Origin of the sequence: Salipaludibacillus agaradhaerens, assembly GCF_002019735.1 — a bacterium.
GTDB classification, from domain to species: Bacteria; Bacillota; Bacilli; order Bacillales; family Salisediminibacteriaceae; genus Salipaludibacillus; species Salipaludibacillus agaradhaerens.
Window position 1 is genome coordinate 2826473 of the sequence record NZ_KV917378.1, and the last position, 15697, is coordinate 2842169.

General features: G+C 40.3%; 17 protein-coding genes and 1 other RNA gene. 1 reads left to right on the forward strand and 17 read right to left on the reverse strand.

Features of this window, described 5'->3' with window-relative positions; all coding sequences use genetic code 11:
* Positions 1-22: 22 nt before the first annotated feature.
* From dnaX to BK581_RS13340, 15 genes are all read right to left on the reverse strand, one after another.
* Positions 23-1759, reverse strand: coding sequence for a DNA polymerase III subunit gamma/tau (dnaX, locus tag BK581_RS13270; RefSeq protein ID WP_078578614.1), 1737 nt, complete (start codon positions 1757-1759; stop codon positions 23-25).
* 413 nt (positions 1760-2172) lie between these two features.
* Positions 2173-2438, reverse strand: an RNA gene (gene ffs, locus BK581_RS13275) — signal recognition particle sRNA large type.
* 146 nt (positions 2439-2584) lie between these two features.
* Positions 2585-2752, reverse strand: coding sequence for a YycC family protein (locus BK581_RS13280; protein WP_078578615.1), 168 nt, complete (start codon positions 2750-2752; stop codon positions 2585-2587).
* A gap of 49 nt (positions 2753-2801) precedes the next feature.
* Positions 2802-3293, reverse strand: a complete 492-nt coding sequence (tadA, locus tag BK581_RS13285; protein ID WP_078578616.1) for a tRNA adenosine(34) deaminase TadA — start codon at positions 3291-3293, stop codon at positions 2802-2804.
* A 601-nt stretch (positions 3294-3894) separates the two neighbouring features.
* A complete protein-coding gene (locus BK581_RS13290) occupies positions 3895-4407 on the reverse strand; it encodes a TlpA family protein disulfide reductase (RefSeq protein ID WP_078578617.1) in 513 nt (170 codons plus the stop codon).
* A gap of 26 nt (positions 4408-4433) precedes the next feature.
* A complete protein-coding gene (locus tag BK581_RS13295) occupies positions 4434-4562 on the reverse strand; it encodes a CcmD family protein (RefSeq protein WP_078578618.1) in 129 nt (42 codons plus the stop codon).
* Between the two features lie 13 nt (positions 4563-4575).
* On the reverse strand, positions 4576-5307 hold the full coding sequence (locus BK581_RS13300; RefSeq protein WP_078578619.1) for a cytochrome c biogenesis protein: 732 nt from the start codon (positions 5305-5307) through the stop codon (positions 4576-4578).
* Positions 5308-5309: 2 nt separating this feature from the next.
* Positions 5310-6002 (reverse strand): heme exporter protein CcmB, encoded by a 693-nt coding sequence (locus BK581_RS13305; RefSeq protein ID WP_078578620.1) that lies wholly within the window; start codon positions 6000-6002, stop codon positions 5310-5312.
* A complete protein-coding gene (gene ccmA / locus BK581_RS13310) occupies positions 5996-6700 on the reverse strand; it encodes a heme ABC exporter ATP-binding protein CcmA (protein ID WP_245829040.1) in 705 nt (234 codons plus the stop codon). Before ccmA ends, BK581_RS13305 begins: the two co-directional genes overlap by 7 nt.
* 15 nt (positions 6701-6715) lie before the next feature.
* Positions 6716-7111 carry a hypothetical protein gene (locus BK581_RS13315; protein ID WP_078578622.1) on the reverse strand — a complete coding sequence of 132 codons (396 nt, stop codon included), beginning with the start codon at positions 7109-7111 and terminating at the stop codon, positions 6716-6718.
* Positions 7112-7114: 3 nt separating this feature from the next.
* Positions 7115-7483, reverse strand: a complete 369-nt coding sequence (locus BK581_RS13320; protein ID WP_078578623.1) for a hypothetical protein — start codon at positions 7481-7483, stop codon at positions 7115-7117.
* A 102-nt stretch (positions 7484-7585) separates the two neighbouring features.
* Positions 7586-8089 carry a cytochrome c-type biogenesis protein CcmH gene (locus BK581_RS13325; RefSeq protein ID WP_078578624.1) on the reverse strand — a complete coding sequence of 168 codons (504 nt, stop codon included), beginning with the start codon at positions 8087-8089 and terminating at the stop codon, positions 7586-7588.
* A gap of 54 nt (positions 8090-8143) precedes the next feature.
* The gene (locus tag BK581_RS13330; RefSeq protein WP_078578625.1) at positions 8144-10123 is read right to left on the reverse strand and encodes a heme lyase CcmF/NrfE family subunit; all 1980 of its coding nucleotides are present in this window, start codon (positions 10121-10123) and stop codon (positions 8144-8146) included.
* Between the two features lie 39 nt (positions 10124-10162).
* On the reverse strand, positions 10163-10618 hold the full coding sequence (locus BK581_RS13335; protein WP_078578626.1) for a cytochrome c maturation protein CcmE: 456 nt from the start codon (positions 10616-10618) through the stop codon (positions 10163-10165).
* A 3-nt stretch (positions 10619-10621) separates the two neighbouring features.
* The gene (locus BK581_RS13340; RefSeq protein ID WP_078578627.1) at positions 10622-11641 is read right to left on the reverse strand and encodes an SHOCT domain-containing protein; all 1020 of its coding nucleotides are present in this window, start codon (positions 11639-11641) and stop codon (positions 10622-10624) included.
* Positions 11642-12168: 527 nt separating this feature from the next.
* On the opposite strand from BK581_RS13340, the gene BK581_RS13345 reads away from it, so the two are divergent.
* Positions 12169-13272, forward strand: a complete 1104-nt coding sequence (locus BK581_RS13345; RefSeq protein ID WP_078578628.1) for a cytochrome-c peroxidase — start codon at positions 12169-12171, stop codon at positions 13270-13272.
* 103 nt (positions 13273-13375) lie between these two features.
* Here BK581_RS13345 and BK581_RS13350 read toward each other — a convergent pair whose 3' ends face one another.
* Positions 13376-14836 (reverse strand): ammonia-forming cytochrome c nitrite reductase subunit c552, encoded by a 1461-nt coding sequence (locus tag BK581_RS13350; protein WP_078578629.1) that lies wholly within the window; start codon positions 14834-14836, stop codon positions 13376-13378.
* A 26-nt stretch (positions 14837-14862) separates the two neighbouring features.
* The gene (locus BK581_RS13355; protein ID WP_143709684.1) at positions 14863-15372 is read right to left on the reverse strand and encodes a cytochrome c3 family protein; all 510 of its coding nucleotides are present in this window, start codon (positions 15370-15372) and stop codon (positions 14863-14865) included.
* Between the last annotated feature and the right edge of the window lie 325 nt (positions 15373-15697).

Consider the following 15697-nt stretch of genomic DNA (forward strand, 5'->3'; position numbering starts at 1 on the left):
TCTCCCTTTTTAATGTGTTTTACTAATCCTTTATCTCCAGTAAATCTCGGCCGACTAATTTAACAGCTTCATCGATAACAGGGTTTGCTTCTTCCTTACTATTTTCAGATGACGAAGACGCCCCCTCCGTGGTGCCATCCACTTTCTGTTCTCTGACATAAGCAGCCTTCACTTCCTCCCAGTGAGGTTCAAGAATTGTAAGCATCGTCATATCGTGTTGTGTCACCACAGTCGCCGCTTCCTCAACTAGTTCACGAAATTTTTCATCCACCATATCACGGTGCATCTCATTTCGGAAAGCAAGCACAAATTGATTGTCAGAGCAAGCTACTGGTTTACAGTCGTTCAACCAAGCTGAAGCTGGAACACTTTTTTGTTTTACTTGTTCTATAACCTGCCCCCAGCTACTATGAATCGTCTGTAAGTGTTGTTTAGTGGCCTTATGTAGCATTCCTTTTACTTTTTTAGCATGCTCCCTACTTTTCGTACTGTTAGGCACAGATTTTGGTTTTGGCTTCGGCTTTGATTCTCCAGAAGTGCTTCCATTAGCAGAAATGGTAACACCACTCTTTTGAAGGTGTTTAATGCTAGCTTCCAGTTCGTCAATTTTAGACTGTAAAGTTTTAATCGCCTCGTTCTCATCGTTAGCATTGGCGCCAGTTGTTAATGTTCCTTTGTTTTTTTGAGCTGATTGGACGATAAGAATTTCTAAAAATACTTGAGGATGACTAGCCCATTTCATTTGCTGTTGGAAATGGTTAAGACTTTCGATCATCTGATAAATCCACTGTATATCAAGACTCTCAACCACTTGTTTAAACGCATCGTCCCCAGTAAGCCTATCCTTAGATTCATCCAAGTCCGGTGCAGCTTTGACCATTAAAACATCTCGCAAAAAGAAAATAAGGTCTTCAACAAAACGGTTAGGGTCTTTTCCTTCTTTCATTAACTCATCAACTGCTTGGAGACCATCTGCAACGTCACCACTGTAAATAGCTTCTATAACACGATATAGCAACTGCTGGGATACAGCACCGATAATTGATAAAACGTCTTCTTGTGTCACAGTCTCATCAGCATAGGAAATTGCCTGATCTAACAAACTCAAAGCATCCCTCATGCCTCCTTCAGATGCCCTAGCTATTAGAGCTAGTGCACCCTCATCAACCTGAACGTCAGAACTTTCTAGAATTTCTTCCATCCTCTTTAACATGGCATGGGCTGATATTCGCTTAAAATCAAAACGCTGGCACCTAGAGATAATCGTAAGCGGAATTTTATGCGGTTCTGTTGTAGCAAGAATAAAGATGACATGTGGTGGTGGCTCTTCTAACGTTTTCAATAATGCGTTAAAGGCACCTGTAGACAGCATATGCACTTCATCAATAATATAAACTTTGTAACGTGCCGCACTAGGGGCAAATTTCACTTTATCCCTAATATCTCGAATTTCATCGACGCCATTGTTACTTGCAGCGTCAATTTCCATGACGTCTACAATACTGCCGTCTTGGATACCTTTGCAAGTAGCACATTCATTACAAGGTTCATCAACAGGCGCTTTTTCACAATTGATTGATTTAGAAATTATTTTAGCTGCGCTTGTTTTCCCCGTTCCACGCGGCCCCGTAAACAGATAGGCGTGTGAGAGCTTTTCCTGAAGTAATGCATTTTTCAACGTTTTCGTGATATGTTCCTGACCAACGACATCTGTCAATTGTGTAGGGCGCCACACACGATATAATGCTTGATAGCTCATCACTCTTCAACCTTTCCTCTATTACCAGTGTTGTCAAAATTAACTCTCTAGAACTTCGTAGATATTTTTTCTTCTCTTTGAATGTTACATTATATCAGGAAGACAAAAAGACATACGATGGCAGTTAGCTTACTATATGAAATAACTATTTGACTTTCTCGTTCGTTTACAGCTCATTCCTATTATACCGATTCAAGCAGTTCATTTCAAAATGAATCTCTTTTATATTGAGTAATTTTATCTTGTTTTTTATGGAGAGGTCTTTGTCAATTATTTATTGAACCTCATGAACATTATCCTCTAACTATTTAGAGATTAACGTGAATTGAGTTACCACAAAGCCGCCTCCCCATTAATCGAAAGCAAAAAAGCCATCCGATCAGGATAGCTTTCTAATTATAATAATTTAAATGCCGTGCACCTTTCGTCGATCACAGCTTCTCAAGCGTTACCTGAGCAGTTTGCTCGATCCAGGCAACTCCGCGGCACACGGAACGACCCGCTTACTGCTGCTTCCTTCCGGACCTGACAGGGTTCACGGGATTCCGTTGCGCAGAACCCGGATGTCAACACCACTTACTCAGGGCAGACCATGAGAAACTGCAACCTCGGAAAGGGATTCAGCCTCGCTATAGCGGATTGCGAGTACAGGGCACCGCTACCTCCCCGCTTAGCACGACAAAATTGATAATGTTTTTAGGCATCACTATGAGCGACGCAAATATTAGTATAAAGGTTTTTTAATATAATTGCAATAGAGAAGCTACTCCCAACAACAGATAATGTCACCCATATAAGGTAAACAATAACACTATATCTATCGAACTACTCCTCCGGATCAGTTGACTCCTGTTGTTCCGTCTCGCTTAATTCCGCTCGCTTTAACTTTTCCATTAGAATATGGGGAGGCGTATGCATTACGTGTTCTAAAGGCATGTTTAACTTTTTGGAAATCATTTGAGCTGTTTCTAATGATATTTGGTTTGGTCTCACTTCCAATTCCTCCTTCTTTAAAGTATTTAATATCTGGCTAGCCATCACTCTAATCGTGGCACTTTTTCCTCTTCTTTTTCCTTAGGGCTTTGAAAAAGTTTGTTAACAATTCGCCCGTTTCTTCAGCTAATATGCCTCCCGTTACTGGACAATAATGATTAAAGCGCGGCTCATCCAAGAGGTTCATAATCGTACCGCAACAGCCTGCTTTTTCATCTGAAGCACCAAACACCACACGTGCAATCCGTGATTGAACAATAGCTCCTGCACACATTGGACAGGGTTCCAGTGTGACATACAACGTACAGTCTTCAAGCCGCCAGCTAGATTCTGATTGACATGCCTGTTCGATCACTATCATTTCAGCGTGTGCTGTCGCTTGCTGATTAGACTCCCTCTGATTAAAACCTCTTGCAATTACCTCCCCATCTTTTACTATAACAGCACCAATAGGCACTTCCTTCAACGCCTCCGCTTTTTTCGCCTCTCTGATGGCTTCCTTCATATAAAAAATATCTTCCTTTTGCTTTCTTGTTTCCATATTAGTGTTCACTCCTAAGTCTACACAGAAAAGTTTACGCAATTCTGATGAAGAAGGCAAATCTATCTCTGTTTAATTTTGAAAACTGGATGGAACAAATATCACAATGAATTCTCAAAACGAACAAACGAATAATGACACTTTCATGTTTTTAAAATCGGGCTCAGTGAAAGGGAGTGAGCCGGAAGAGCAACGTCGTCTGAAAAGCCCTTCGTCCGAAAGAGTTTATCACAGTAAACGGATCGTACGTAAAACGCCCGCTCAAAATAGTTTAGAGCTAATCGATATAGGCGAGAGATAACGGACGCTCATGTCCTGATCGACACAACTACTAATCAGTGGAAGATAAACGAAATCACCCACTAATTGTAAGTTCGTTTTATCACATCATTTAGCAGAATTCGAGCCCTCGAGAAAGTGTCCGTCTGTAACGGTAGGTCTATGTAGAATCTTTTTTACTAGTTTTTTTGTATGAGAAAAGTGCTTCAATCTCAAAATAAAACTCGCTTTCAGCGAGTTTTATACCGTATCTTTTATCTACTTATTAAATGGGCTTGGCCCCTTATTTGAATACTAGCATTACGAAGGTTTATTCTATCTCTTATTGCAAAGCGGTGATGTGTTCCACGATGTAGTCTTTTGTCACTGATCCGATTATATGGTCAGCTATAACGCCCTCTTTATCGATAATTATAGTTTCAGGCTGACCGGTTATTCCATAGTGTTCGGAGACACTTAAGTCAAAATCAAATAAATACAGTTTGTCCTCATAACCAGTACGATCGATAAATCTTTCCACAGCTCTTTTGGATTCCGTCTTGACGATAGTAAATACAAGTACGTCATCTGCATATTCCTTGCTAAGGGCAAGCATGTCAGGTGCTTGTGACTCACATGGTTGACACCATGTAGAGAAGAAATTTAATATGACAGTTTGTCCTTGAAAGTCAGACAGCTGATAAGATGTATTGTCATACCCTTCGAGAACAAAGTCATAAGCTTTATCACCAACTCCTACCGTCTCACCTTGAACTTTCAATCCGACAACAAATACAATAAGAATACCGATGACAAATAGACCAGCGATCCCCTGCCCCAACTTTACTTTTGCCATATGTCACCCCCCCTTAAACAGACTCCTCACTCATCATTTAACTCTCGCAAAAATGATATCTCTTTCATTGCTTTTTGCTGACGCTTACCAATCACCCACATATAACTTGCCATCAACAGCCACGTGATAGCATAGGCAGCAAATAAATAAGTCATCTTCACGACCTCCTTAGCTAATCATTTTCTCCCGTTTTTTAGCTTTCATCGATTGGACATATAGATTTAGTTTCTCCACATACAGTCCCTTTTGTAAAAGCACAATATAAACCAGCGTAAGTGTCATCACAGTAAATATGAGGGTCACGAGCATACCTGGATCTAAGCCTCCTCCCGTCTCTGTCCCTTCTGAAACAACAACTGGGTGCAAGTTAGACTCCCACCATCTAATAGACATGTAAACAATAGGAACATTGGCAAAGCCAATAATGCCAAATACAGCTGCCAACCTGGCGCGCTTTTGCCACGCCATATCCAAATTCCTCACCATAATATAAGCCACGTACATAAAAAACAAAATTAATGTGGTCGTCAATCGCGGCTCCCATGTCCACCAAGTATTCCACGCAGAACGAGCCCAAATCGGTCCAGTTGTTAATACAATGGCAGTAAAGACTACTCCGATCTCACCACTCACACCAGCAATCAAGTCAAAAGATCGTTTCTTTGTCACGATATAAAGCAAACTGAAAATAAAAACAATAAAAAAGGCAAAAAACGCATTCCAAGCTGAAGCTACATGAAAATAAAAGATTTTCTGCACCGGACCCATAACCCTTTCAACAGGTGACCATATGAACACGAGATATAACGATATGATTACCATTGGAATAGAAAGTAACAGTAGCACATTGTGTAGCTTGGATGGCGCTAGGTGAGATAGATCATGGTTTTTAACGGTCATTTTTACACCTCCAACACATAGTCGAACAATAAAAATCCTGCGGCAAAAAATATGACATCGTAAGCTGCTATCAACTGAAGCCAACTTAATACATCTTGAGTTCCTTCCTGTCCTATTAATACGATTCGAGTTGCTTGAACACCAGCTATCACAACCGGCATTACAAGTGGAAATAATAACACTGGTAACAGTATCTCACTGCTTGTTGCATGAGCTACGAGCGCAGCAAGTAACGTCCCCACAGCAATGAAACCAAAGGTCCCCAGAGAAATAATTATTAACAGATATCCTAGTCCCATGTAATCTACTACGTGAAAATCAAATAAAATGAATAACAGCGGAATAGAGATAAGTTGAACGATCAGAACAAATACAAAATTGGCAAGACACTTACCTAAATAAATACTAGCTGGGTCCACTGGAGCAGCCATTAACCCATGAATGTTATCATGCTGCTGTTCAGCCATAAAAGAGCGATTTAACCCAATAACGCCAGAAAAAATCGTCATCACCCATATCATTCCTGGAACGAGTGCTTGCACAGCCTGATTTGAGGGGTCAAACGCAAAGCTGAACGTGACGATAACAAGCCCAGAAAATATAAGCATTGCTGATAACGTTTGCTTTGTCCGCCACTCCATAGAAAGATCTTTCCATGCAATGACTAAGGCAGGCTTTAATAACGTTCTCAGCATGTTATCTTCTTCCCTGCATACAATGTTTGAATCCATTCAACGGGACGCCCAACTATATTCTCGTCTTGAGAAATTTTCCCTTTTTTTAACACGACAACTCTGTCACATACACCATTTATTTGATAAAAATCATGAGTGACCATAATCAAAGTGACGCCAATAGTCTTCAACTTTAGAAGTAACTCATTTAAAAAGGCAACCCCTTGTTGATCTAGGCCTGTATGGGGTTCATCTAATAGCAAGATTTCAGGATCATGGAGGAGCGACCGAGCAATCGCAAGTCGTTGGATCATCCCCCGTGAAAATAAACGCACTGGCTCGTGCTTAAAAAAAGAGAGCCCCACAGCATCAATCAGATGATTAATTCTTTCATCTGGGTTTGCTATATTATACAAGCGAGCAAAAAACTGCAGATTCTCGATCGACGTAAATGCCTCATAAAGAAAACTGCGATGACCAAGGTAACCAATAAGTTTTCGGTTCGTGTAATCTTCTTTTTTCATCACCTGGCTATTGATAACGACTTCTCCTGACGTTGGTTGAAGTAAACCGGCTGCAATTTTCAACCACGTACTTTTGCCAGCACCGTTTGATCCCAATAGGGCCACGGCCTCCCCTCGTTTCACGGATAAGTCAACACCTCGGAGAACCAATTTATCACCTAGCGATTTGGTTATTTGCCGTGTCTCTATCATCATTTTCCTCCTCTTTAGCTAAGTCATAAAATCATTAAGCTTTTTTTTAATTTCATATAAATACTCTCTGTACTGCCTTGACTTTAACTCATATTCGGCTTCTGTTATTTTCCCTTCGTGATAGAGCGTATCTATCTCTAACAGTTTGTTTAACGTTATTTTTTTCTTTGTCATGAGCTGTTGGAACCTTTTTTCTTCATCCGTGTTTTCCCACGTTTCTTTATTAGATTTGGCTTTATGTTTAAAATGAATTGCCAAACAAGCTCCTGTGATGATTATCATGAGGAAAATAGCGGTCATAAGATGAGGCTCAAAACGATTGAGCGGTGACGTATACCACATTTTCATATGACCTTCAGGGTGAAAATTAGGGGTATACACAGGGGGGACAGAAGCTCCTAACCAATCCAGCATAAGTTACTCCCCCTTTCGCTGTGTCTGCAATTCCTCTAATTCCTTGGTTATCTCAAGGTCATACGTGGCTTCCGTTTGATGGGGCCCCTTTTTACCCTTGTGTTCTACTTCTGCATAGGCCTCCTCTTTTAATAAGGTAACCGCTATTTTTTCATATTGAGACTTTAACTTGTCATACTCACTCTCAGGCACTTTGCCCATGTTATATTCCATATCAAGTTCATTAAGAGTTGCATAGATTTGCTCTAGTGTAATCGTATCTAGATCATCCTTGAGTGAACCGGCCTGCCATTCTTTTTGCGATGCAAAAAATGGTTGAATAACGAGGTAGAGACAAAGGCCAATAAGAAGAGCACCCACCACATACGCCACTAAAAATCACATCCTTTCATTGAAAATGAATGTTTACAAACTCTTTTTACTATCCTATTGAGTCTTGTTAACAATTCCTTGTATATAAGTCATCGAACATCGTTAAAGATGGTGACGTTTCTCCTCTTCAATGAGTGCTTTCATGATGTCATTCTCAGTACTGTCTTGAGATACACCCTTCTCCTGCCCTTCTCTCGCTTCATCTGTTAATTGTTTATGGCCTTTCACTTGTCTCGTTACTCGTATAATAAATGCCGTTGTTCCTGCTCCTAAGGCGATAAAAGGAAGAATCCATGCGAGGAGACTAAATCCTGTTTTATTCGGTTCACGAAATCCCTGTTCTCCATACATGGCTTCATAGTCAGCAAGAATATCCTGTTTACTAAAGCCCTCATTAAGCATTTCTGCAATTTCCTCATAATAGCGTTGCATCGTCGTACACGTGGCTAGATCATGTTCGCTGTGTCCTTCCATAGCTAAGTGACTGGCAATGTCCTTCACTTCAGGAGAGTTGATCGTATAAATATCCTGACTTTGTACATGATTATAGGTTGGCATCATAATGAATAGAAGTATGCAAACGAGCAGCCATCGCCTTCGAATCATATTTATCACATCCGATCTTGCTATTTTAATTTTCAGCCACCCCTTTGGACAAAGTTAATACACATTTCTTTCAGGACCAGTGTATCGCGGGTTAACCTGGCCATATCGACCACCCCATATAGCAAAGACAGCTCCTAAAACAAGGACAAAACTACCGATCCAAATCCACTGAACGAGGGGGTTAATTTTCACTTGAAATGTGGCACGTCTGTCCTCCTCCCAGCCGCTTAAAACCACATATAAATCTTCACGGAGTGTACTCCGAACCGCTACTTCCGTTGAAGGCTCCTCCCAATTTAAATAAAAGACACGTTCTGGATAAATATAACCGAGATCTCGACCATGTTTTTCAATGGCTAATCTAGCAAATACACTCTCATTGACGCCATCACTTCGCTGCCCTAGCTGCTCATACGTAAGCGTATAATCACCGATTGTCAACGTTTCACCTATAGCTAATGTGTCCATACGTTCAACATCAAAATTAGCGCCTACAATACCGAAAGCGATTAAAGCGATGCCTAAATGGACGATGTAACCTCCATAGCGACGCCGACTTCGAATCATTAAACGAAATAATGCCACAGGTACGGCCTCTTTTGTTACGTGGCGTCTTGCTCTTGTTCTACGAATAAATTCCACAAGATGAGTTAATATCATAAACGTGATAATGGTAAACCCGAGGACAGGATAAGCGTCTTGTACTCCCATAACTACAATAACAATAGCGACAGCAACACTGATAATAGCCGGGATGAGGAATTTATCTTTTATATTCTTAAAGCTTGCACGCTGCCATGCAATAAGGGGACATATTGCCATAAGAAACAAGAGCGAAAGTAAAATTGGTGACATCACTGTATTGAAAAATGGCACGCCAACCGTTACCTTTGTTCCCCGTACCGCTTCACTCACTAAAGGAAAAACGGTACCCCAAAAGACTGCAAATGTACCACCAAGCAGTATGAGGTTATTAATTAAAAATGAACTTTCCTTTGATACATAAGCTTCAAATTGCCCCGTATCCTTTTTTATTAATTGATAGCGGCTCATTAACAAGTACATAGAAAAAATAACCATAAATGCCATAAACACAAGGAAATAGGCACCTAAATTCGTCTCACCAAAGGCATGAACCGATGTGAGAACCCCACTTCTCACAAGAAATGTTCCAAACAACGTTAGGGCATAAGATAGAATAATCAAGCTTAAATTCCATATCTTTAACATGTTTTTACGCTCTTGAATCATGACAGAGTGTAAATATGCCGTCACCGTAAGCCAAGGCATAAATGACGCGTTTTCTACAGGGTCCCATGCCCAATAACCACCCCAACCAAGCTCTGTATAAGCCCAATAACCACCAATAACATTACCTAGTGTTAGAAATGCCCAGGCAATAATCGTCCACCTTCTCGTCATTTGAATCCAAAAAGCATCCATATTTTTTACAATAAGTGAGGCAATTGCAAAAGCAAATGGTACAGCCAGCCCCACATAACCTAAATAAAGGGTGACAGGGTGGAAAACCATCCCTGGGTCTTGTAGCATTGGATTCAAGCCCCTTCCTTCCACTGGGGTATTCTCTAAGATGGCGAAAGGTTGGGTGACAAAGCTTAATATAAAATAAAAGAACATGATGTTTAATAAGAGGATACTTGTAATGTAGGGTGTCATGGGATTGCGCTTCATTTTTTTTGAAAAGGTAACCATCGCACTGTACATCGTGAGGAAAAATGTCCATAACAATAACGAACCTGCGTTACCCGCCCATAATGCGGCTAATTTATAGATGAGAGGTAAATCTGAGCTTGTATAGTGAGCCACATACTCAAATTGAAATTGGCTTGTTCCTAGTAGTACAAACATTAACACCATTGACAGACTGGCAAGAATAAAAATACCCATCGTAGCACCTTTGCCACTGTCAATAAATCGTTGATCTTGTTTATTAATCCCAAGGATATACACGATAAAAGCATAGATGGATAAAAAGAAAGCCAGGTAGATGGTGATATTTCCGATTACATGCATAGTACTCACCTACTTTTGCAAAATATGATTGCTACTCTATTAGTCGTCATCGATGTTTAATTGCCTATCCATCTCACGGTGAATATCTGGATCATAGTCTTCAGGGTCCTCTCCTTCATAAACAGATGGACATCGCGTTTGAACTTTGTCCGCTTCAAAAATACCGTCTGAAGTGACATATCCATGTACAATGACAATCACATCATCCGAAAAATTATCAGGCTGTACACCATGGTAATAGACGGATAGTTTATGTCCCTCTTCATCTTGTATATCAAATTGCAGTTCAATAGCATCCGCATTCCAAACAACCGAGTTCTCTATTAAAAAACCCTCAGTGGTAATGTATTTCTCTTCATATTCCTTGCCATTTTCGTTTAAATGATTAATTGGCACTTCCGCTCCGCTAGATGTTGGAGTAGCAGTAATAAGTAAGACAAGTATGCTCATAAAGATAAGACTTCCAGCCAAAATAACTTTCGTATTTTTTTTCACTTTTCATTCCTCCTTCACTAATGATTTCGTTCGTGCTTGATTATACGTTTCTTCATCGATTTCTCCACGAATGAGTTGTTGCCTTAATGCTCTAATCTGTTCGGCTTCAACGTCCTTTGAGTCAGACGGTTTAATTGTTTCTATGTGATGTTTAGCACGTGCTCTAAAACCAAAGAAAACAAATAAACTAGCAATAATAAGTGAGATACTAATCATAATGGCGCCTTCCAATTCAATAAGAGGTCGCGTTTCTCCTGCCGCTTCCCCCGAGGCATCATTCGTTTGAAATTGTGCATGAATCTCATCATTAGGAACCATTTGGTTTTCTAATGCTTCCAAGGTTGTAAAATGATCAGCTTTATCATAAGAAATTAGAAACGTAAATCCTTCTCCTTCCTCAGCCTTTTCTTTCTCAAAGGCATAAGCTGGAACACCAAACATTTCTAACTCTCGATCAGGTTCTTCAGATACCGTAAAGTCCTCTGATCCAAGAGGTTCAAAGATAATGATACTGACGTCATCAGCTCGCCTTTCAAGTTCATAATGATAAGAAAAAGTGTATGTGTCATTGGACACTTCATAAGGATCAATGAAGTACTCTATGACAAATTGATAATTATCGCTAGACGCTATGGACCCTTCTGTTTCCCACACAATCTCTTGAGCTTCAGTGTCTACGGAAGCTTCCACATCGTGTACAATGCCTTCTTCATCAAAAATGCCGACCATAGATAATGTAAACATATGGTTATCGCTAGGAACTGGGACTCGTATTTCTCCATCATAGGAAGATTCGTTTTCATTTTCTAAGGTCCCATGCTGGCCAACAAGCACTGCTGGTCGTCCTTCTTCCCATCCATCAGGCTCCACATATTGTGGCATGACCTGAATAACCAATTCTTTGTATGTAAGCGTTGAATTTGCCATCTCATCTTGAGCTGAAGCGACCCCAAAAGTGAAAATGACGTTAAGAAAGCTAAGTAGGAAAGCAATTCCACATAACCTTGTACGTTGGAGCCCCATAAAGCCCCTCCTTCCTTTTCATTGAAAGTTTTATTACAGACAGATAAATGTCCATAAAACGTCTGGCTCAAAATAGAGAAGAAAACTAAATTTATTTAAGCGGCAGGTAACGGACGCTATGTCTTGATTCACGCAACGACCACTCAGTAGGATAAGAACGAAAACTCCTTTGATTGAAATGTCGTTTTATGTGGCATTAATCTACAATAATCAAATCATTCACTTAGATGACCGCGTCCTCATAAAGCTGTATGTGGATAAAATCGCCTTTAGTCTACAATGGCTATTAGGTTAGAATAGTTATTCCATTTTTATCCTAGCATGTGTGCTCTCACTTTTTTCAGTAAAAAAATGAACGGTCTGTGAAATTTTAAAAAATCCCTTAAATGTGATTAACGTCACTAAATGGTAAATGTTTCAAAATGTTCACATTTTCAAAATTTATTCCTCGCAAAGCTTATTTATAATAATAATTAAAAAGGAGGTGTAAAAAAGTAATATCTATTTTATTTTGGGGAGGGTGACACATGCTAAAGCACATGAAGCTTATTACGGCGCTTTCCGTCACGTCTGTACTTTTGTTGGCATGCGGAGATACAGAGAACACAGCCACTAAAGAATTTGACAATTCAGGAACAGATGTGACGAATGAACAAGGTGAGGAAACGGTCCATTCAAACGCTCACGATGACAATGATCCCTTTAGCGAGTTGATTAGCTTGTTTCAACCATTAGGAGACATGGAAATTCCTGAAGATAACCCAATGACGGAAGAAACCATCGAACTCGGTAAAACGTTATTTTTTGACCCTCGACTATCTGGAGATAATTCGTTAAGCTGTGCCTCCTGTCACATTCCTGCTCTGGGGTATGGAGATGGTAAGCCTCTTTTTGAAGGCTTCGATGGTGTTGAAGGCCCTAGAAATACCCCTACCATCATTAATTCAGGTTACTATACATCTCTGTTTTGGGATGGACGGGCAGATTCCTTAGAATCTCAAGCACTGGGACCTATTGAGTCTGAAATCGAAATGAATCAAGATTTAGATGAACTAGTCGTCCAACTATCAGAAATTGCTGGTTATGTGGAGAAATTTGAAAACGCTTTTAATGATGACATTACGGTTGAAAACATAGGAAAAGCACTGGCAGCATTCCAACGAACGATCGTGATTGATGACACACCTTTTGATGCTTTTTTAGCTGGAGACTACGATGCCCTAACAGAGGAAGAAATTAAAGGTATGGCGCTTTTCGCTGGTGAAGCCTCATGCATAACATGTCACACAGGTCCAAATTTATCTGATGATAACTTCCATAATATCGGTATGGAAACAGATGATAAAGGGCGTTACGATGTGACTGGTGAAGACGCGGATATTGGGGCATTCCGAACACCAGGCTTATACGGTATTGATCATCGCGGTCCCTACATGCATAACGGGAGCATTGAAACGTTGGAAGATGTAATAGACTATTATGATCGGGGAGGGGACGATCATCCTAATAAGAGTGCGTTAATGCAAGAGCTTAATTTAACAAATGACGAGAAAGAGGCTCTTCATGCTTTTTTATTAGCATTATCTGGCGAGAGCCCACATGTTGATGTCCCTCCTCTTCCAGATTATTGACCTCACAACGATTGACGGACGGATAGATAGTCTCATTCAATAACTGTCTATCCGTCCCCAAAGCTTTCCTTATAACTACCTATGTTCTTTTTTCCTCATCATACTAATCGTCTAATTCCAACACATTTGGGAAGTTATCGTTTGTTGCGTGAGTATGTTTTAAATCTGGATCTTCTTCGTTATAAACTGCCTGAATTGTTTCTTCTATTTGAGCCTCTAACTCTTCTAGGTCCACATCTAATTTAATTAACTCTTCAATAGCGATACTTATCGCTTCATTTGATGCATCAGAGGAGGTTCTCATAGCATCCATCCCCCCTTGAGGATTATGAAAGCCATCAGAATTTTCAGCAGCGATAATATCCCAAAACCACTGTCCTTTTCGAATATACCATTGAGCTTCCTCAATACGCTCTTGTGGAGCTCCAACCGTAATCATCCGATTAACGTAATAATGGGCTCGCACTGAATGATCTTGTGTTTCTTCCATAGCTTCCAGGTGGCGTGATTGAATATTTTCAACCCTTTCCACTAAATCAGCTTCTGATTTATCCGAATGGCACGTTCGACATGTTTGTTCAACGTTATCCATTGGGGAGCTCCAATGATGCGAAGTTATTTTTTTACTGCCATCTGTTCGTTCATAAGGCATGTGACAATCTGCACAAGACACCCCTGCTTCCCCATGTGGGCCATAACTCCACAACTCAAATTCGGGATGCTGTGCTTTTAACATAGGCGCGCCAGAAATACTATGAATCCAATCGTATTCGAAGCCATCCTCTTTGGCTTGATTTTCTTTATATTCAAACATTTCTTCTGGCTTTAACCCATTATCCCAAGGAAAGGTGACCTTTTTTTTATCCGGTTCAAAGTAATATTCCACATGACATTGGGCACAAACATAACTTCTCATATCATTTTTTGTGGCTTCTGTCACATCTATCCCCTGTCTAGCCATGGCATTTGTAAAAGATGGTCTAGTTATACGCAGCTCCATTGTCACAGGATCATGACAATCAGAACAGCCAATAGAAAGATGTCCATATGTGCCTAATTCATCACTTTCAAAGCCTTCTCCATACGCCAATGTTAGTGGGACGATCTCCTCTTTAAAATTAGCACTCCAATAATCATCCCCCATCTCATCTAAAAGCGCTGGAACAGCTGTACTTTTACACGTCATACACGACCCTATTGAGTCATCATTAATACGGGCTATGGACATAACGTCTTCTAACGCATACGTATGTCCCCTCGTTTTGTTATACTCTAGCATAAACCCATAGTTATGAAACAAAATAGGGAGGTTCGGTTCAATATCTTCAGCAAATTTTGATGTATTGTCGTTTTCAGGCACCATATTTTTTAAATAACTTTCATATTGAAGTGGAAACTCATCTTTAAAAGCTGAGTTTACGATTTCGTCAGGTGATAATTGCGTCGTATACATATCTTGATCTGTGGACGTCTCGGACTCACTACAGCTCACCATAAGCGTTGTAAAACTTATCATAAGGAGAGCAACCAGCCAGTGTACGGGCATTTTTTTGATGGTCGCCATGACCTTATTACCTCCCTTCACAAAAATCAACGTCTTGCATCATAACTGCCCGGATCAAACCAATCTTCTGGTTTATGTCCCCCATTCCCATGAGGAACGTGCCGATGGCAATCTACACAACCCCCTTCCTTCACATCATGAAACGCCACATTATCCAAACCTGCTTCATGGCATGTTATGCAATTTTTATCGATGACTTCCTGAGATTGGGCAGTGGCATGAATATTATCTGGAACCTGATCAGACCCGAGTGTATTCATATACATGTGGCTTGCCCCAGCTTTTGCTTTAAAAACAAGCTTGGCTGTTAAACTATCATTGGGCGCATGACAATCATTACACGAAAGCGTGGCATGATTTGAATCCATAAAAGAATCGTAGTAGTCGTCCATAATATGACAGGTGGAGCAAAATTCTGGAGAATCCGTTGCTTTCATAGAGCCCACCGTCCCTGCAAACAACACAATCCCTATAAAAATTCCGCTTAATACTAACAGCAACTTTTTCCTCACTATAAGCTCCTTAAATGCTCTCAACCCCTTCCCCCCCCTTTTTTAAAAAAGTTATTCTTTCTTAATAGCAGGCAGTTTTTTTACTTCTAAATGATACGTAAAACGAACCTACAATCAGTGCACGGATGTCGTTCTTCTTCCACTGATTGGTCGTTCAATGAATCAGGACATGAACGTCTGTTATCTCCTATTTTGAGTCGGGCGTTTGACGATAAAACCTTTCTCCACCATTGGACCTTCAGACGTGGCTGATCTTCCGATAATCACCGTCTTTCAAAACAGACATGTAAAGTTATCATTGGTCGATTTTTCATGGTGAATATTCTTAAAATGAGTCTCATCCACTTAC